The organism is Sphingomonas sp. (assembly GCF_965248875.1).
Taxonomy (GTDB): Bacteria; Pseudomonadota; Alphaproteobacteria; order Sphingomonadales; family Sphingomonadaceae; genus Sphingomonas.
This window is the reverse complement of record NZ_CBDFKR010000003.1, coordinates 200687-215114: the sequence shown is the minus strand read 5'-3', so window position 1 is coordinate 215114 and position 14428 is coordinate 200687. Positions and strand designations below refer to the sequence as shown.

At 70.4% G+C, this 14428-nt stretch carries 12 protein-coding genes; 3 read left to right on the top strand and 9 right to left on the bottom strand.

Features of this window, described 5'->3' with window-relative positions; genetic code table 11:
• Positions 1 to 3: 3 nt before the first annotated feature.
• The 8 genes from ACP2AD_RS01340 to ACP2AD_RS01305 form a co-directional block, all read right to left on the bottom strand.
• Positions 4 to 642 (bottom strand): hypothetical protein, encoded by a 639-nt coding sequence (locus tag ACP2AD_RS01340; protein WP_425228274.1) that lies wholly within the window; start codon positions 640 to 642, stop codon positions 4 to 6.
• A 1-nt stretch (position 643) separates the two neighbouring features.
• Complete coding sequence (rsmH, locus tag ACP2AD_RS01335) at positions 644 to 1573, bottom strand: 16S rRNA (cytosine(1402)-N(4))-methyltransferase RsmH (RefSeq protein ID WP_425228273.1); 930 nt, start codon at positions 1571 to 1573, stop codon at positions 644 to 646.
• Positions 1570 to 2106, bottom strand: a complete 537-nt coding sequence (locus ACP2AD_RS01330; protein ID WP_425228272.1) for a division/cell wall cluster transcriptional repressor MraZ — start codon at positions 2104 to 2106, stop codon at positions 1570 to 1572. The genes rsmH and ACP2AD_RS01330 overlap by 4 nt, the downstream gene beginning before the upstream one ends.
• Before the next feature lie 273 nt (positions 2107 to 2379).
• Positions 2380 to 2655 (bottom strand): hypothetical protein, encoded by a 276-nt coding sequence (locus ACP2AD_RS01325; protein WP_425228271.1) that lies wholly within the window; start codon positions 2653 to 2655, stop codon positions 2380 to 2382.
• 10 nt (positions 2656 to 2665) lie between these two features.
• Entirely contained in the window at positions 2666 to 3667 is a 1002-nt protein-coding gene (locus tag ACP2AD_RS01320; RefSeq protein WP_425228270.1) for a cysteine synthase A, read from the bottom strand.
• A gap of 104 nt (positions 3668 to 3771) precedes the next feature.
• Complete coding sequence (locus ACP2AD_RS01315) at positions 3772 to 4833, bottom strand: efflux RND transporter periplasmic adaptor subunit (protein ID WP_425228269.1); 1062 nt, start codon at positions 4831 to 4833, stop codon at positions 3772 to 3774.
• Positions 4833 to 6440, bottom strand: a complete 1608-nt coding sequence (locus ACP2AD_RS01310) for a TolC family protein (RefSeq protein ID WP_425228268.1) — start codon at positions 6438 to 6440, stop codon at positions 4833 to 4835. The genes ACP2AD_RS01315 and ACP2AD_RS01310 overlap by 1 nt, the downstream gene beginning before the upstream one ends.
• Positions 6437 to 9595 (bottom strand): efflux RND transporter permease subunit, encoded by a 3159-nt coding sequence (locus ACP2AD_RS01305; RefSeq protein ID WP_425228267.1) that lies wholly within the window; start codon positions 9593 to 9595, stop codon positions 6437 to 6439. Before ACP2AD_RS01305 ends, ACP2AD_RS01310 begins: the two co-directional genes overlap by 4 nt.
• 56 nt (positions 9596 to 9651) lie before the next feature.
• Here ACP2AD_RS01305 and ACP2AD_RS01300 point away from each other — a divergent pair, with 56 nt between their 5' ends.
• Together ACP2AD_RS01300 and ACP2AD_RS01295 are read left to right on the top strand one after the other, a co-directional pair.
• Positions 9652 to 10269, top strand: coding sequence for a TetR/AcrR family transcriptional regulator (locus ACP2AD_RS01300; RefSeq protein ID WP_425228266.1), 618 nt, complete (start codon positions 9652 to 9654; stop codon positions 10267 to 10269).
• Positions 10266 to 11657: a hypothetical protein gene (locus ACP2AD_RS01295; protein ID WP_425228265.1), complete on the top strand. Its 1392-nt coding sequence runs from the start codon at positions 10266 to 10268 to the stop codon at positions 11655 to 11657. The genes ACP2AD_RS01300 and ACP2AD_RS01295 overlap by 4 nt, the downstream gene beginning before the upstream one ends.
• A gap of 10 nt (positions 11658 to 11667) precedes the next feature.
• Here the strand turns inward: ACP2AD_RS01295 and ACP2AD_RS01290 are convergent, their stop codons facing one another.
• Complete coding sequence (locus tag ACP2AD_RS01290) at positions 11668 to 12873, bottom strand: multidrug effflux MFS transporter (RefSeq protein ID WP_425228513.1); 1206 nt, start codon at positions 12871 to 12873, stop codon at positions 11668 to 11670.
• Positions 12874 to 13000: 127 nt separating this feature from the next.
• On the opposite strand from ACP2AD_RS01290, the gene ACP2AD_RS01285 reads away from it, so the two are divergent.
• Complete coding sequence (locus ACP2AD_RS01285; RefSeq protein WP_425228264.1) at positions 13001 to 14392, top strand: DNA polymerase Y family protein; 1392 nt, start codon at positions 13001 to 13003, stop codon at positions 14390 to 14392.
• Positions 14393 to 14428: the final 36 nt, after the last annotated feature.

Here is a 14428-nt window from a genome sequence, read left to right as displayed (position 1 = left end):
CGGTCAGCGCTGCGCTTCGCGCCGCGCGCCGCTCGCCAGATCGCCGAAGGTGGTGGGCGACAACAACTGCCGGTCCAGCATCGCCACCGCCTGTGGTCGCACCCGCGCCACCGCCACCATGCCCCGCGCCGCCTCGACCGCGCGGGCGAGGGCCGGCGCGGCGCGGCCGGTAGGCGCGACCATCTCGACCGCGGGGATTACGGCCGGCCTGGGCATCTCGACCCGCGCGACCGCGACCGGCAACGGTTCGGCGGGGGCTGTTGCGGGCCTCGTGGGCAGGGGCGGCGCGACCGCCGCCGGTGCGACCGTCGGCACCAGCAGCGCGGCAGTGCGAACCTGCCCCGGCCCGGTGGGGTCCAGCGCGGCCAGCGCCGCATCGCTCGCGACGAACTGCGCCGCGGTTGGCGCGGCCAGCGCCAGCGTGTCGCCGTTCCACCGCTCCAGCTGCGCCAGATTGGCGCGCGTATCGAACTCGGTCTCCAGCGCGCGGAGATCGCGCTGCGCCACCGCGATCCGCGCATTGGCGTCGTCGAGGCGGCGATGCTCCGCCGCGACCTGCAACGACACCAGGTAACAGCCGAGCGCGACCGCTGCGAGCAGCGCCAGCCAGCCGAACCCCTTCAACCGATAGGTCGCCGCCATCTCAGCTCTCCATCTCTGACTGGTTCCACGCCGCCGCGTTCGTCCGCCGTGCCGTCCGTAACGTGGCCGAGCGCGCGCGGGGGTTGCGCGCCAGCTCCGCCTCGCCGGGCCGCACCGCCTTGCCGACCGCCTCGAAGCTCGGCGCGCGTGCGTCGTTCGCTGCCGGCAGGTGGCGCGATCCGCCGGGGGCTGCGCCCGAGCGGTCGCGCAGGAAGCGCTTCACCAGGCGGTCCTCCAGCGAATGGAACGTCACCACCGCCAGCCGCCCGCCGGGCCTGAGTGCCCGCTCCGCCGCCGCCAGCCCGTCACCCAGCTCGTCCAACTCGCGGTTTACATGGATGCGGATCGCCTGGAACGCGCGGGTCGCCGGGTCCTTCTTGTCGTGCGCCCGATACCCCAGCGCGCGGCGCACCGCTGTCGCCAGCTCGCCGGTCCGCGTCATCGGCCGCGCCGCGACGATCGCGCGCGCGATCCGGCGTGACTTGGGCTCGTCGCCGTAGCGATAGAGCACGTCGGCGATCTCTTCCTCGTCAGCATCGTTGACGAAGTCCGCCGCACTCGGACCGCTGCGGGCCATCCGCATGTCGAGCGGCCCGTCGGCCTGAAAAGAGAAGCCGCGCTCGGCCTGGTCGAGCTGCATCGACGACACGCCGATGTCCATCGTCACGCCGTCAACGGGGTCGTCGGTGGCGGCGTCCAGCGCGGAAAACTGACCCTCGACCAGCGTCAGGCCGTCCAGCCCTGCCGCGCGCCCTGCGGCGATCGCGTCGGGGTCGCGGTCGATGGCGATCACGCGGGCGCCCCGGTCAAGGAGCGCCCGCGTGTACCCGCCCGCCCCGAAGGTCGCGTCGATGAACTGCTCGCCGGGGGAAGGAGCAAGTGCGGCGACGACCTCGTCGAGGAGGACGGGAAGGTGGTGGGGGGCGCTCACAGCGACGCCCCGCGTTCGGCCATGTAAAAGCCGACCATCTCTTTCACGACGTCGGGATAACCGTCGGCTGCGATCAGCGCCTTGGGGTCCCAGATCTCGATATAATCGAGCACGCCGTAGAAGAAGGCGTGCGTCTTGATGCCTGCATAGAAGCGCGCGAACGCAGGCATGATGAAGCGGCCCGAGCCGTCGAACGGGGCCGGCTCGCCCACCGCGGCGCGACGCTTGATGTTATAATCGACGGCGCCGCCCGCGCCGGGATGCTCCGCCTCGCGCTTGGCTGCGCGCTCGGCAAGCTTGTCGACATAGGCGGGGTCATAGGCGATCAGGCAGCGCTGCGTTTCGTGCGTGCCGACGATGACGGTGCCGCCGTCCTTGCCGTTGGCCTTCGGGTAGTTGGCGGACAGCGCCTGGCGGAGTGCGGCAGGGATGGAGACCCGGCCCTTGTCGTCGACAAGGCCGATGCCGTCCCCCTGATACCACCCCCGCTCCGCCACGTCCTTTACCCCTTGCGGCGCACGTTTCCCCGTCACGAAAAGCGGCCATCACCGCCTCCCGCTGCGCTGAACGGCGCAAACGAAGATCATGCCCCTGCTGTTAACTTCCATTACCGATATGGGGGCGGGGACGCAACGGGATTTTACGGGAGACTGCGGAATCTGATGGGTGGGCCGGGATTCGAGTGATCCGTCGCGGGCCGTCGGGGCGCACCTGTGCCGAGGATGACAAGGCTGACGTCACAACGGAGTTACGGGATGATGTGACCGACCGTTCTGTGGGTGACATCACCCGACTGCACGCGGCGCTCAGCGGGCCGCGGCGCTCTCATTCTTGACGCCCGGCGCGACGCCCATGTCCGACAGCGGCCCTGTCTCCGCCGCGGCCTCGTTGCCGCCCGCCATGTTGGCGACGATATCCGGCTTGGCCCCGCCGGGCGCAGTCGCCGGCCGTTCATGCGACACCTGCCGCAGCACCAGGCTGGCCAATGCGATCAGGAGCAGCACCAGCCCCAATCCGATCGCGCCGACCCTGGCGCGATGGCTCGCCTGCGAGGCGTTGGTCTGGGGCGAAGCCGTAGCCAAGCCCGACTTTCTACAGGACCGATCCGGCCGTGTCGACCCGCGCGGCCTGCAACCCTTTGGCGGCGCGCCATTCCGGGTTGTGCAGCGTCGATAGATAACGAAAGCCGGTATCGCACAGGATCGTGGCGACCCGGCTTCCGGCGCCCAACTGCCGTGCGAGCCGCACCGCGCCCGCAATGTTGATCCCGGACGACAGACCCAGGCACAATCCCTCCTCGTCGAGCAGCCGCTTGACCCAGCCCCAGCCCTCCGCGTCCGAAATGCGGAACTGCCGGTCGATCGGCGCGCCTTCCAGATTGGCGGTGATCCGCCCCTGCCCGATCCCCTCCGCCACCGACGAGCCCTCGCTCTTCAGCTCGCCGCAGGCATAATAGTCGTACAGCGCCGCGCCATGCGGGTCGCTCAGCGCGATCGTCACCGCCTCGTCATGCGCCTTCAGCCCCAGTCCGACCCCCGCCAGCGTGCCGCCGGTTCCGACGGCGCAGGTGAAGCCGTCGATGCGGCCGTCCATCTGCGTCCAGATTTCTTCCGCGGTGCCCGTGACATGCGCGCGGCGATTGGCGACGTTGTCGAACTGATTGGCCCACACCGCCCCCCCCGTCTCCTCCGCGATCCGGCGCGACTGGTGGACGAAATGACAGGGCGACGAATAGGGGGCGGCGGGCACCAGCACCAGCTCGGCGCCCAGCGCGCGCAGCGTATCCATCTTCTCGCGCGATTGCGTCTCGGGCATGACGATGACCGTCTTGTACCCCTTGGCGTTGCCGACCAGCGCCAGCCCGATCCCGGTGTTGCCCGCCGTCCCCTCGACGATCGTACCGCCGGGCTTGAGCTGCCCCCGCGCCTCATAATCCTCGACGATGCCGAGCGCCGCGCGATCCTTCACCGACCCGCCCGGGTTGGCGAACTCGCACTTGCCGAAGATGTCGGCGCCGGCCGCCTCGCTCGGCCCCTTCAGGCGGACCAGCGGCGTATTGCCGATAAGGGCGAGAGAGTCGGGAAGAGCGGACATGATCCGGATGTAAGCCGCCCGGGCGCAGGGGGGAAGCGAGCAAGGCTACGCAATCGCCATGCTGAACTTGTCTGGACGGCCGGCGGCAGTCCACGCCGCGCACGCTAGCGCGTCGGCCGGACCTCCTCGCCCTCGATGACGAAGCTCGACGCGCCCAGCGCCACCCGTGTCCCGACCGGCGGCCCTTCGACCAGTTCGACCCAGCCGCCGCCGCGCGTACCGGTGCGCACCCGCACCTCGTGCGCTCGGTTGCGGGCGTCCACCACGGTCAGCCGCGGGCCGTCGGCGGTGAAGACCACCGCTGCCTCGGGCACGGCATGTACTGCCGGGCCAGCCCCGCCAAACCGCGCGCTGGCGAAGCCACCCGCGCGCACATCGGCGCGGACGGGCAGACGGATATAGACCAGCCCCAGCCGCGACTGCGCATCGACCGCCGGACTCACCAGCCGGACGCTGCCGTCGACGGTCGTGCCGTCGGCCAGCCGCACCTGCACCGGCGCCCCGGGCCGCGCCGCGCGCAGATCGCTTTCCGCCAGCTCAGCCTGGAGCTCGACCAGTCCGTCGCGCGCCAGCGTGAGATAGGGCGTCGTCCCCGCCCCCGTCACGTCGCCCGGCCGCACGCCGCGGGTCAGCACCACGCCCGCGACCGGCGAGCGCACGGTCAGCCGCGCCCGCCTGGTCAGGCTGTCGTCCAGCGCCGCGCGCGCCTGGCGCACCGCCCCCGACGCCGCCGCCGCATCGGTGTCGCGCTGGACGATCACCTCGTCAGCGACCACGCCCGAGCCGTTCAACCCGGCGACCCGGCGTGCCTGGTCGGCGGCGTTGCGGGCCCGCGCCTGCGCCTGGTCTAGACTGGCCCGCTCCTGCCCGATCTGCGCCTCCAGCAGTGCCGGGTCGAGCACGATCAACGCCTGGCCCCGCCTGACGGAGGATCCGACATCGACGAGCACGCGCAGCACGCGATAGCCCGCCAGCTCGGCGCCGACCGCGGCTTCCTCACGCGGGCGCAGCGTGCCCGACGCGGTGATCGCCCGGTCGAGCGAGCGCTCCTCCACCGTTGCAACCTGCACCGCGCGCGGCGGCGGGGCGCTCGCCTGCGCATCGGGCTTGCCCTTGCCGCAGCCCGCCAGCGCGATCGCGCCCAGAAGTATCACGCCGCGTCGCATCAATTGGTCCTGCCCGCAAGAGGATCGGCCTGCGCGGGCGACCAGCCGCCGCCCAGCGCCTTGAACAGCTGCACCGACCGGCTGAGCGCATCGACCCGGGCCGCCGACGCCTGCTGACGGGCCGCGCGCCATGTCGCCTCGACGTCGAGCAGCGTCGACAGGTCGGTCAGCCCGAGGCGGTACTGGGTCAGCGCCGCATCATACGACGCCCGTGCCCGCACCTCGCCGGTGGTCAGCGCCGTCACCCGCGCACGATCGGCGGCGAGCTGCGCGATCAGCTGATCGCTTTCGGAAAATGCCGTCTGCACGCTTTGTTCGAAGGACAAGACTGCCTGCTCGGTCCTCGCGTCGGCGATGCCGACTTCGGCGCGCAGCCGGGCGCGATCGAGCAGCGGCACCAGCAGGCTGGCGCCGATCGACCAGAAGCCGGTCGTCGAGGTGAAGGTGCCCCGTTGCGCGTTCAGCCCGGCGCTCGGCGTCAACGTGATCGTCGGCATCTGCGCCAGCTCGGCGGTCTTGAGCCGCCCCAGCGCGCCTTCCAGCCGCGCGCGCGCCTCCAGCACGTCGGGGCGGCGGACGAGCAGATCGGCAGGTAGACCCGCGGGGATGGGCGGCGCGTCGCCCAGGGCGGGCGTGATCGGCACCGTCTCGACCCGGTCGCCGGCTCGCCCGATCAGCGCCAGCAGGCTGCGCCGGGCCGCGTACAGCTGCGCGTCCAGCCGCGCCACCTCTGCCTGCGCGGTCGCAAGGTCGGTGTCGACGCGGTTCAGGTCCGACCGCGGCGCGATCCCGCGTTCCGCCCGCACCGCCACGGCGCGGCGGATATCGCTGCGAATGCGCAGCGTGGCCTGCGCATTCTCCAGTTCGCTGGCGGTGCCGCGCGCCTGGAACAGCTGATCCGCGACATCGCCCGCCAGCGTCGTTCGCGCGCCCTGATACGAATAGCGCGCCGCCGCCAGATCGGCATTGGCATAGCGCCGCGCCGCCGCGACCCGCCCCCACAGGTCCAGCTCCCACCGGACCGGCAGGCTGAGCGAATAGCTCTCGCTTGCGCCGGGCAAGCTGAAGCCGAAGCCGGACGCGCCGGTGGTCGTGCCGGTCGTCGCGCCCGCCCCTGTCCCTGTCCCTGTTCCTGTCCCTGTCCCTGCGCCCGTCGTCGATCCACCGGTGGTCGAAAGGCCCGAGCCGCTGCCCAGATTAAAGGTTTGCGTCCGCGACGCGCTGCCGTTGATGTCGCCCTGCGGCCCGAACTGGCTGCCGACCTGACGTCGCACCGCGCGCGCCTCGTCGAGCCGCGCCAACGCCTCGCGCACCGAGAAGCCTCGGGTCAGCGCCTCGTCCTCCAGCGCGTTCAGCTGCGCATCGCCGTACAGCGTCCACCACCGGTCGAGCGCGACCGGCACCTGGGCGGCGGCCGGCGCCTCGAACTGCAGCGGCAGCGCGATTTCCGGCGTCCGCGGATGTCCAGCGGCGCACCCGGCGAGGAACAGCGTCAGAGCGGCTACTCCTCCTCGAAAACGACGCAGCGGCGACTGGCCCCCGCCGGCATCACCTGCGGCGATGCTGCCTTGGTCCGGGCTGTGGAGCATCGGAGCGGACAGGCTCACGCCATCGCCTCGCGCCGCGCATCGGCATCCGCGCCGTCCCGCTTGCGCGGTGTGATCAGCCGCGCGGCCCTGGGGCGGAGCCAGCGCTCGAAGTCGTCCACGAACTCGTACACCACCGGTACCAGCAGCAGTGAAAGGCCGGTGGACGTGATCAGCCCGCCGATCACCGCGACCGCCATCGGCTGCCGGAACTCAGCCCCTTCGCCGATGCCGAGCGCCGTCGGCAGCATGCCCGCCGCCATCGCAAAGGTCGTCATCACGATCGGCCGCGCGCGCTCGCGGCACGCCTCCAGCAGTGCTTCGCGCTGCGACTTGCCCGCACGCTCCTGTTCGGTGGCGTATTCGACCAGCAGGATCGAGTTTTTCGCCGCCAGCCCCATCAGCATCAGAAAACCGATCATCGAGGGCAGCGATAGATCGAGCCCCGTCACCAGCAGCCCCAGCACCGCGCCGCCGATCGCCAGCGGCAGCGCCGATAGGATCGTCGCGGGCTTGAAGAAACTGCCGAACAGCAGGACCATGACGCCGTACAGCAGGAAGACCGACCCGAAGATCGTGATCCCCAGCGCCGAGAAAAGCTCGCCCAGCGCCTGCGCATCGCCGACCTCAGCCTGGCGCACCCCGGCGGGCAGATGCTGCATCGCGGGCAGCTTGCCGACCGCCGAAAGCGCGGTGCCCAGCGCCACCCCGTCGCCCAGATCGGCGTCGATCGCCTCCTGACGCAGGCGGTTGTAGCGATTGATCTGCGCCGGCCCCGCCTCGAACCGGATGTCGGCCACTGAGTCGAGCGTGGTCGTGCCGCCCGCCGCCATCGGCACCCGCAGCCGCCCCAGGCTGGTGACGTCGCTGCGATCTCCCTGCGGCAGGCGGACGCGCAGCGGGATGCGCCGCTCGCCCTGTGTCACCTTGGCGACATTGGCGTCGATGTCGCCGATCGTCGCCAGCCGCGCGGTCGCCGCCAGGGTCTGCGCGTCGACCCCCAGCCGCGCCATCTCGGCTGGGCGCGGGACGATCTGCACTTCCGGCCCCGCCGATTGCGACGCCGGGCGCGGATCGCGCACCGCGGTCAATCCGCCCATGCCGCGGCGCACGTCCGCCGCCGCGCGGTCCAGCGCCGCGCCATCCTGCGAGGTGAGCGTGATCGTCACCTCCGGCGCACTCTGGTCGGACAGGAAGCTGACCCGCGCGCCGGACACGCCGCGCACGATCGGCCGCATCGCCGCCCTGAATCCGGCGGCGGTTACGTCGCGGTCGTGGTTGAGCACCACGATCAGCGAGCCGGTGCGAAGATCGCTCGACGCGACGCCGCCACCGGGGGTGCCCCCGGCGCTGGCCGACCCGCCGATATTGGCGAAGACATGCGCCACCTCGGGCCGCCGCTTCAGTAGCGCCGTCGTTTCCGCAACCGCCCGGCTCATGTCGGCGGCGGTCGCGCCGGGCGCACCCTGGATCGACGCGAAGACATAATCCGGATTCTGGACCGGCTGGAACCCGACGGGCACCAGCACCAGCAGCCCGACCGAGCCGACGAACAGCAGGGTCGCGCCCAGGAGCGACAGCCAACGGTGATCGAGCGCCCAGCCCAGCATCCGCTTGTACCAGCCGGGCGTGTCGGTCCGGTGTTCGCCCTCCTTGGGCTTGAGCAGATAGGCGGCCATGAGCGGGGTCACGAAGCGCGCGACCGCCAGGCTGAACAGCACCGCCACAGCCACGGTCAGCCCGAACTCCTTGAAGAACTGGCCCGCGATCCCCGGCATCATGCTGACCGGCGCGAACACGACCACGATCGCCGCAGTAGTCGCGATCACCGCCAGGCCGATCGAGTCCGCCCCCTCATAGGCGGCGTCATAGGGCTGCTGCCCGCGCTCGATCCGCTTCTCGATATTCTCGACCTCGACGATCGCGTCGTCGACCAGAATGCCGATCACCAGCGTCAGCGCGAGCAGCGTCACGACGTTGAGGCTGAACCCGAACAGCACCATCGCCGCAAAGGTTGGCGCGAGGCTGAGCGGCATCGCCACCGCCGCGATCGCGGTCGAGCGCCAGTCGCGCAGGAAGAAGAACACCACCAGCGCCGCCAGGATCATCCCCTCCAGCAGCACATGGACGGTGGCGGTGTAGCTCGCGCGGGTTTCATCGACCAGGCTCAGCACCGGCACGAAGCGGATGCCGGGATGACCGCGTCCGAGCTGCGCCACCGCGGCTTTGACCTCGTCCTCCACGCTCACGTCGCTCGACAGCTTGGTCTTGCGGACCTGGAAGCCCACCACCGGCCGCCCGTCGAGCCGCGCCAGATTGCGTTCCTCGCCCGCGCCAAAGCCGATGCTGGCGACGTCGGTCAGGCGGATGTAGCGCCCGCCCGCAACGGGCAGGGTCAACGCCTGCAGCTGTTGCAGCGTATCCGCCTGTCCCAGCACGCGGATGGTCTGCTCGCGCCCGCCGACGTCCAGCCGGCCGCCCGGCGCGTTGACCGAGAACTGCCGCAGCGCGTCGTTCAGCTGCGGCGCAGTCAGGCCGTAGCCGTTGAGCCGATCCAGATCGACGACGATGTTGACCTCCCGGTCGACCCCGCCGACGCGGCTGATCTGGCTGACGCCCTTTTGCCCCAGCAGCGCGCGCGTCACCGTGTCGTCGATGAACCAGCTGAGGTCGGCGTCGCTCATGCCGGGCGCATCGACCGCATAGGTCAGGATCGGCGCCGCGTCGAACTCGACCCGCGCGATGATCGGCTCGTCGATCTCGCGCGGCAGCGACTGGCGGATCTTGTCGACGGCGCTCTGCACTTCGTCTTTGGCGCGCTGTTCGTCCTCGCCGATCTGGAAGTTGACGGTGACGATCGAGGCGCCCTGCGACACGGAGGAGAAGATATCCTTGACCCCGCTGATGCCGGCCACCGCATCCTCGACAGGGCGCGTCACCTCCGTCTCCAGCTCGATCGGACTCGCGCCGTTCTGCGTAATGGTGACGGTCACCGCCGGAAAGCTGACATTGGGAAACTGCTTCACGGGCAGCAGCAGATAGGCGAACACCCCGGCGATGCTCAGCGCCATGAACACGACCGCGACCGAAATCGGATTCTCGATGGCCCAGGCCGAGATGCGGAGGTGGCGCAGGCCGGACGGCTTCGGCTCAGCGGCAGGGGGGCTAGTCGCCATGACGGGGCCCCCTACCCTGTTGTTAGATGGACGTCCATCCATTAAGAGCCAGCTGCATGAGTGATGTCGCCTTCCGCCGTCGTCCGGCCGAACGCGGTGAGGAGATCCTCACCGCGGCGATGGGGCTGTTCGCGGAGAAAGGGTTCGGGGCCACCCGCGTCGTCGACATCGCCCGGCGGGCTGGCGTCAGCCACGGCACCGTCGGCTTTTATTTCGCGACCAAGGAAGCGTTGCTGCGCGCCTGTGTCGATCGCATGGCGCTGGCCGAGTTCGACGATATGCAGCGGCTGGTCGACGCCGATCAGGGCAGCGCAGCCGCGCAACTGCAGCAACTAGGCCGCTTCATGGCCGAGCATTGCCAGTCGGAGGAGATGAGCCGGCTGTTCCGCGTCGTCGAGGGCGAAATCGGCAATTTCCCCGACTTCGCCGCCCATTTTCGCGATCGCGTCTTTGAGCCGATGATGGAGCTGTTCCGTACGCTGATCCGCCGCGGCATCGCCCGCCACGAGTTCGCGTGCGACGATATTGAGACCTGCGCCCAGCTGCTGTTCGGCAGTCTGGTCCACCTGTTCGACTGGAACGCCGCGATGGGCGCCGCGCTGGATCGTCAGATTGACCAGGAGCGGTATTTGCGCGCATGGACGCGGTCGGCAGTGGCAGGACTGCGGCCGTGAACCGTCGACAGGCAGGAAGCGAACGCGGACATGCGATCGATGTGAAGCTGCTATTCGGCGCGATCTTGTTGCTGGCCGCCCCGCCCGCCGGCGGCCGGGCGCAATCGATGCCGGGCATGCCGATGCCGGGCATGCCGATGCCGCCCGCGCCCGCCCGGCCGCCAACGCCCGATCGCCCCGAACCGGCGATGGCGGCAGGTGGCATGGCGATGACCGGCGCGCTCGGCCCTTACTCGATGACCCGCGACGCGTCTGGCACCGCGTGGCAGCCGGACGCCAGCCCGATGCAGGGCGTCATGCGGATGAGCGGCCACTGGACCCTGATGAGCCAGGCGACGCTGAACGGCGTCTATGACCGCCAGAACGGGCCGCGCGGCGACAGCAAGGCGTTCGTGTCGGGCATGGTGATGGGCATGGCTACGGGCAACCTATCCCTGCGCGACACCGTGCAGTTCCGGGCGATGCTGTCTCCCGACCCGCTGATGGGCAGGCGAGGCTACCCGCTGTTGCTGGCGGCAGGCGAGACGGCGAATGGGCGCGATCCATTGATCGACCGGCAGCACCCTCACGACCTGATTATGGAGCTGGCGGCTTCCTACAGCCGCCGGCTCGGCGGCAGCGGCAGTGCGTTCGTCTATATCGGGCTGCCCGGCGAGCCGGCATTCGGGCCGGGCGCGTTCATGCATCGCCTGTCGATCATGGACTCTCCCGAAGCCCCGATCACGCATCACTGGTTCGATTCGACCCACATCACGTTCGGCGTCGTGACGGTGGGCGCGACCTATGGTGGGGTGAAGCTGGAGGCGTCGCGGTTCAAGGGCCGCGAGCCTGACCAGCACCGCTACGACATCGAAAAACCCAGGTTCGACTCCATCGCGATCCGGGCGAGCTGGAACCCGGCCCGCACGCTCGCGCTGCAGGCGTCGTGGATGCGGCTCCACTCACCCGAGCAGCTCACACCGGAAGAGGATCAGGAGCGTCTTTCGGCGAGCGCCATCTATACGCGCCCGATCGGCCGGGACGGCTATGTCTCGGTGACGGCGGCCTGGGGCCGTAAGACGGAAATCGAGGCGGACGGGTATCGCGGCGGCGGCCTCGACGCCTATCTGCTTGAGGCGGCGGTGAAGCCGGATCGGCGCTGGACGGTGTTCGCGCGCGCGGAGCGGATCGACACCGACGAGCTGCTGCCTGCCCGCGGCGGCGTTCACGGCGCTGCGTTCACCGTCGGCAAGGCGTCGATTGGCGCGATCCGCGATTTTCGGGTGGCGAACGGCCCGGTGTTCGGCGTCGGGGCCCTCGTCGCGCGTTCGTTCACGCCGGACAGGCTGGCCCCGTCTCTTGGCGGCGACCGCACCAGCGGCATGGCCTTCGTCCGTTTCCGCCTGTGATGTCGCAACGCTAGCTGCTGACCGGCGCCATCCGCGGCCGGAATAGGCTGCCCCCTTCGACCACGAAGACGATCGCGAGCACGCCAAGCCCGATGCCCAGATAGCCTAGCGCGAAGGGCGTCGTCGTGCCGTCATAGGCCTGGCCGATCGCCGACCCGACCGCGACCGCGCCGATGCTGGTGATGAACCCCTGCACCGACGAGGCCGTGCCCGCGACGTGCCCCACCGGCTCCATCGCCATTGCCCCGAAGTTCGACCCGCACAGCCCGATACAGGTCATGCTCAGCGCCTGCAGCGTCATGTAGCTCGGCAGCGTCTCCAGCCCGGCCCGCGCGATCAGCAGATGCGCGAGCGACAGGCCGATCAGCCCCAGCACCGCAGCCTGGGAGATCAGGCGCGTGCCCAGCCGCTCCACCAGCCGGCTGTTGAGCCAGGCGGCGAACCCCATCGCCGCCGCGCAGATCCCGAACAGCAGCGTGAACCGCTCGCCCGCATGAAAGGTGTCGGCGAACACCTGCTGCGCCGACGACACAAAGGCGATGATCGCGCCGAAGGTCAGCGAGCCGGCGATCGCATAGCCCATCGTGAAGCGGTTGCGCAGGATGGCGCCGTACGCCTCGCCCAGCGTCGCGAACGATATCGCGCGGCGGCGTTCGGGCGGCAGCGTCTCGGGCAGCCGCCACGCCGACCAGACCAGCACGGTCGCGGCGTAGCCCGCCAGCACGTAGAAGATGAACCGCCACGGCCCGACCGCCAGCAGCGCCTGTCCGCCGGTCGGCGCCAGGATCGGCACCAGAAAGAAAACCATCTGCGCCAGGCTGGAGATGCGCGCCATCTGCCGCCCCGAATAGCTGTCGCGCACGATCGCGACCGACAGCACGCGCGTCGACGCCGAGAACAGCCCCTGCAGCACCCGCGCCGCCAGCAGCGCGGCGAAGGTGGCGCTGCTCGCTGCGAACACGCTCGCGCCGACGAACCCCGCCAGCGTCCACAGCAACACGCGGCGGCGCCCTAGCCGGTCGGTCAACGGACCGTAGACGATCTGGCCGACGCCGAACCCGAACAGATAGCTCGTCACCACCCATTGCCGGTGGTTGGGGTTGGCGACGTGCAGCTCGCGCCCGATCGCGGGCAGCGCCGCCAGCATCATGTCGATGCCGAGCGCATTGACCGCCATGATCGCGGCGACGAACGCCACGAACTCGCGGCGGCCGATGGTCGGGTGCGGCTTGACAATGGCGGTCACCCGTCCCCGCCTAGGGTCGCACGCGCCGGGGCGCCACCCCGAAAGCGCGCGGGACAGGCTGTCCTACGGTGTTCTGTTCCGCTAATGTTCCTACGTCATGCTATTGCCCGAGTCGCCGTTGCCCGCCGCTGCGTCTTCACCGGGCGGGCAGGCGCGTGCCGCGGATGATTGCGACCTGCGGCAACTTCGTCAACTTCCGCCGCTCGACCTGCCGCCTCGCCCGCTGCGCTGGCTGTTCCTCGACCTCAATTCCTATTTCGCTAGCGTCGAGCAGCAGCTGCAGCCGTCGCTGCGCGGCAGGCCGGTGATCGTCGCCCCGGTCGGCGCCGACACCACGGTCGCGATCGCCGCCTCGGTCGAGGCCAAGCGCTTCGGGATCAGGACAGGGACGCCGGTCTGGGAGGCGAAGCAGAAATGCCGTGACGTGATCGTCACCCCCGCGCGCCACGATCGCTATGTCGAGTTCCACGAAGCGATCGTCGCCGAGGTCTGGCGCCACGTGCCGGTGACGCGGGTCTGCTCGATCGACGAGATGGCCTGCCGGCTGCTCGACAACGAGAACAGCCGCGACGCCGCGGTGGCGCTGGCGCAGCGGATCAAGGCGGGCATCGTGGCTCGGGTCGGCGAGCGGTTGACCAGCTCGGTCGGGATCGCGCCCAATCGCCTGCTCGCCAAGCTCGCTTCCGACCTGCAGAAACCCGACGGGCTGGTGGTGTTCGAGGCGGCCGACCTCCCCGACGCGCTGTATCCGCTGCGGCTGCGCGAGATCGCGGGGATCGGCGCGAAGATGGAGGCGCGGCTGGCGCGCGACGGCGTCAACGACATTCGCCAGCTGCTCGGCCGCCGCCCGCGCGATGCTGGGCATGCCTGGGGCGGGCGCGACGGCGACCGGCTGTGGTTCCTGCTCCACGGCGTCGACCTGCCCGACAAGCCGACGCAGAGCCGCACGATCGGTCACAGCCATGTCCTCTCCCCGTCGATGCGCGGACCAGAACCCGCCCGCCTGACCGCGCGGCGGCTGGTGCTCAAGGCCGCCAGCCGGCTGCGTCGCAAGGGGTATCGCGCGCGGCTGCTGGTGCTCCACGGCCGGTTCGAGGATGACAAGTCGACCTGGCGCGCGTCGATCCGCCTGCCCGCGACGCAGGACAGCTTCGTCATCCTCGACCGGCTCGACGCGCTGTTTCCGCGGCTGCGCGAGGCCGGGCGAGCGCGTACCGGCGGCTTCCGGCTGCGCATGATCGGCACGACACTGGCCGAGATCGAGCCGGCCGCCGGTGAACAGGCGTCGCTATGGGCGCATCTCGACCCCGAAGACCCGCTGGCGCGGGAGAGCCGCGGCGTCCATCTGTCGCGTGCGCTCGATCGGATCAACGAGCGCTGGGGGCGAAACGCGGTCAGCGTCGGACCGCTCCATGGCGGGCGGCTGGACCGCGTCGGCACCAAGATCGCATTCGGCCGCATCCCGGAGCTCAGCGAGTTCCATGAATGATCGATCCCTGATGGGCTTGACGGCTCATGCTGCATC

Coding starts and splice junctions, on each gene's coding strand:
- ACP2AD_RS01340 (WP_425228274.1), bottom strand. CDS start 642: ATGGCGGCGACCTATCGGTTGAAGGGGTTCGGCTGGCTGGCGCTGCTC.
- ACP2AD_RS01320 (WP_425228270.1), bottom strand. CDS start 3,667: ATGTCCGCTCTTCCCGACTCTCTCGCCCTTATCGGCAATACGCCGCTG.
- ACP2AD_RS01315 (WP_425228269.1), bottom strand. CDS start 4,833: ATGCGACGCGGCGTGATACTTCTGGGCGCGATCGCGCTGGCGGGCTGC.
- ACP2AD_RS01305 (WP_425228267.1), bottom strand. CDS start 9,595: ATGGCGACTAGCCCCCCTGCCGCTGAGCCGAAGCCGTCCGGCCTGCGC.
- ACP2AD_RS01300 (WP_425228266.1), top strand. CDS start 9,652: ATGAGTGATGTCGCCTTCCGCCGTCGTCCGGCCGAACGCGGTGAGGAG.
- ACP2AD_RS01285 (WP_425228264.1), top strand. CDS start 13,001: ATGCTATTGCCCGAGTCGCCGTTGCCCGCCGCTGCGTCTTCACCGGGC.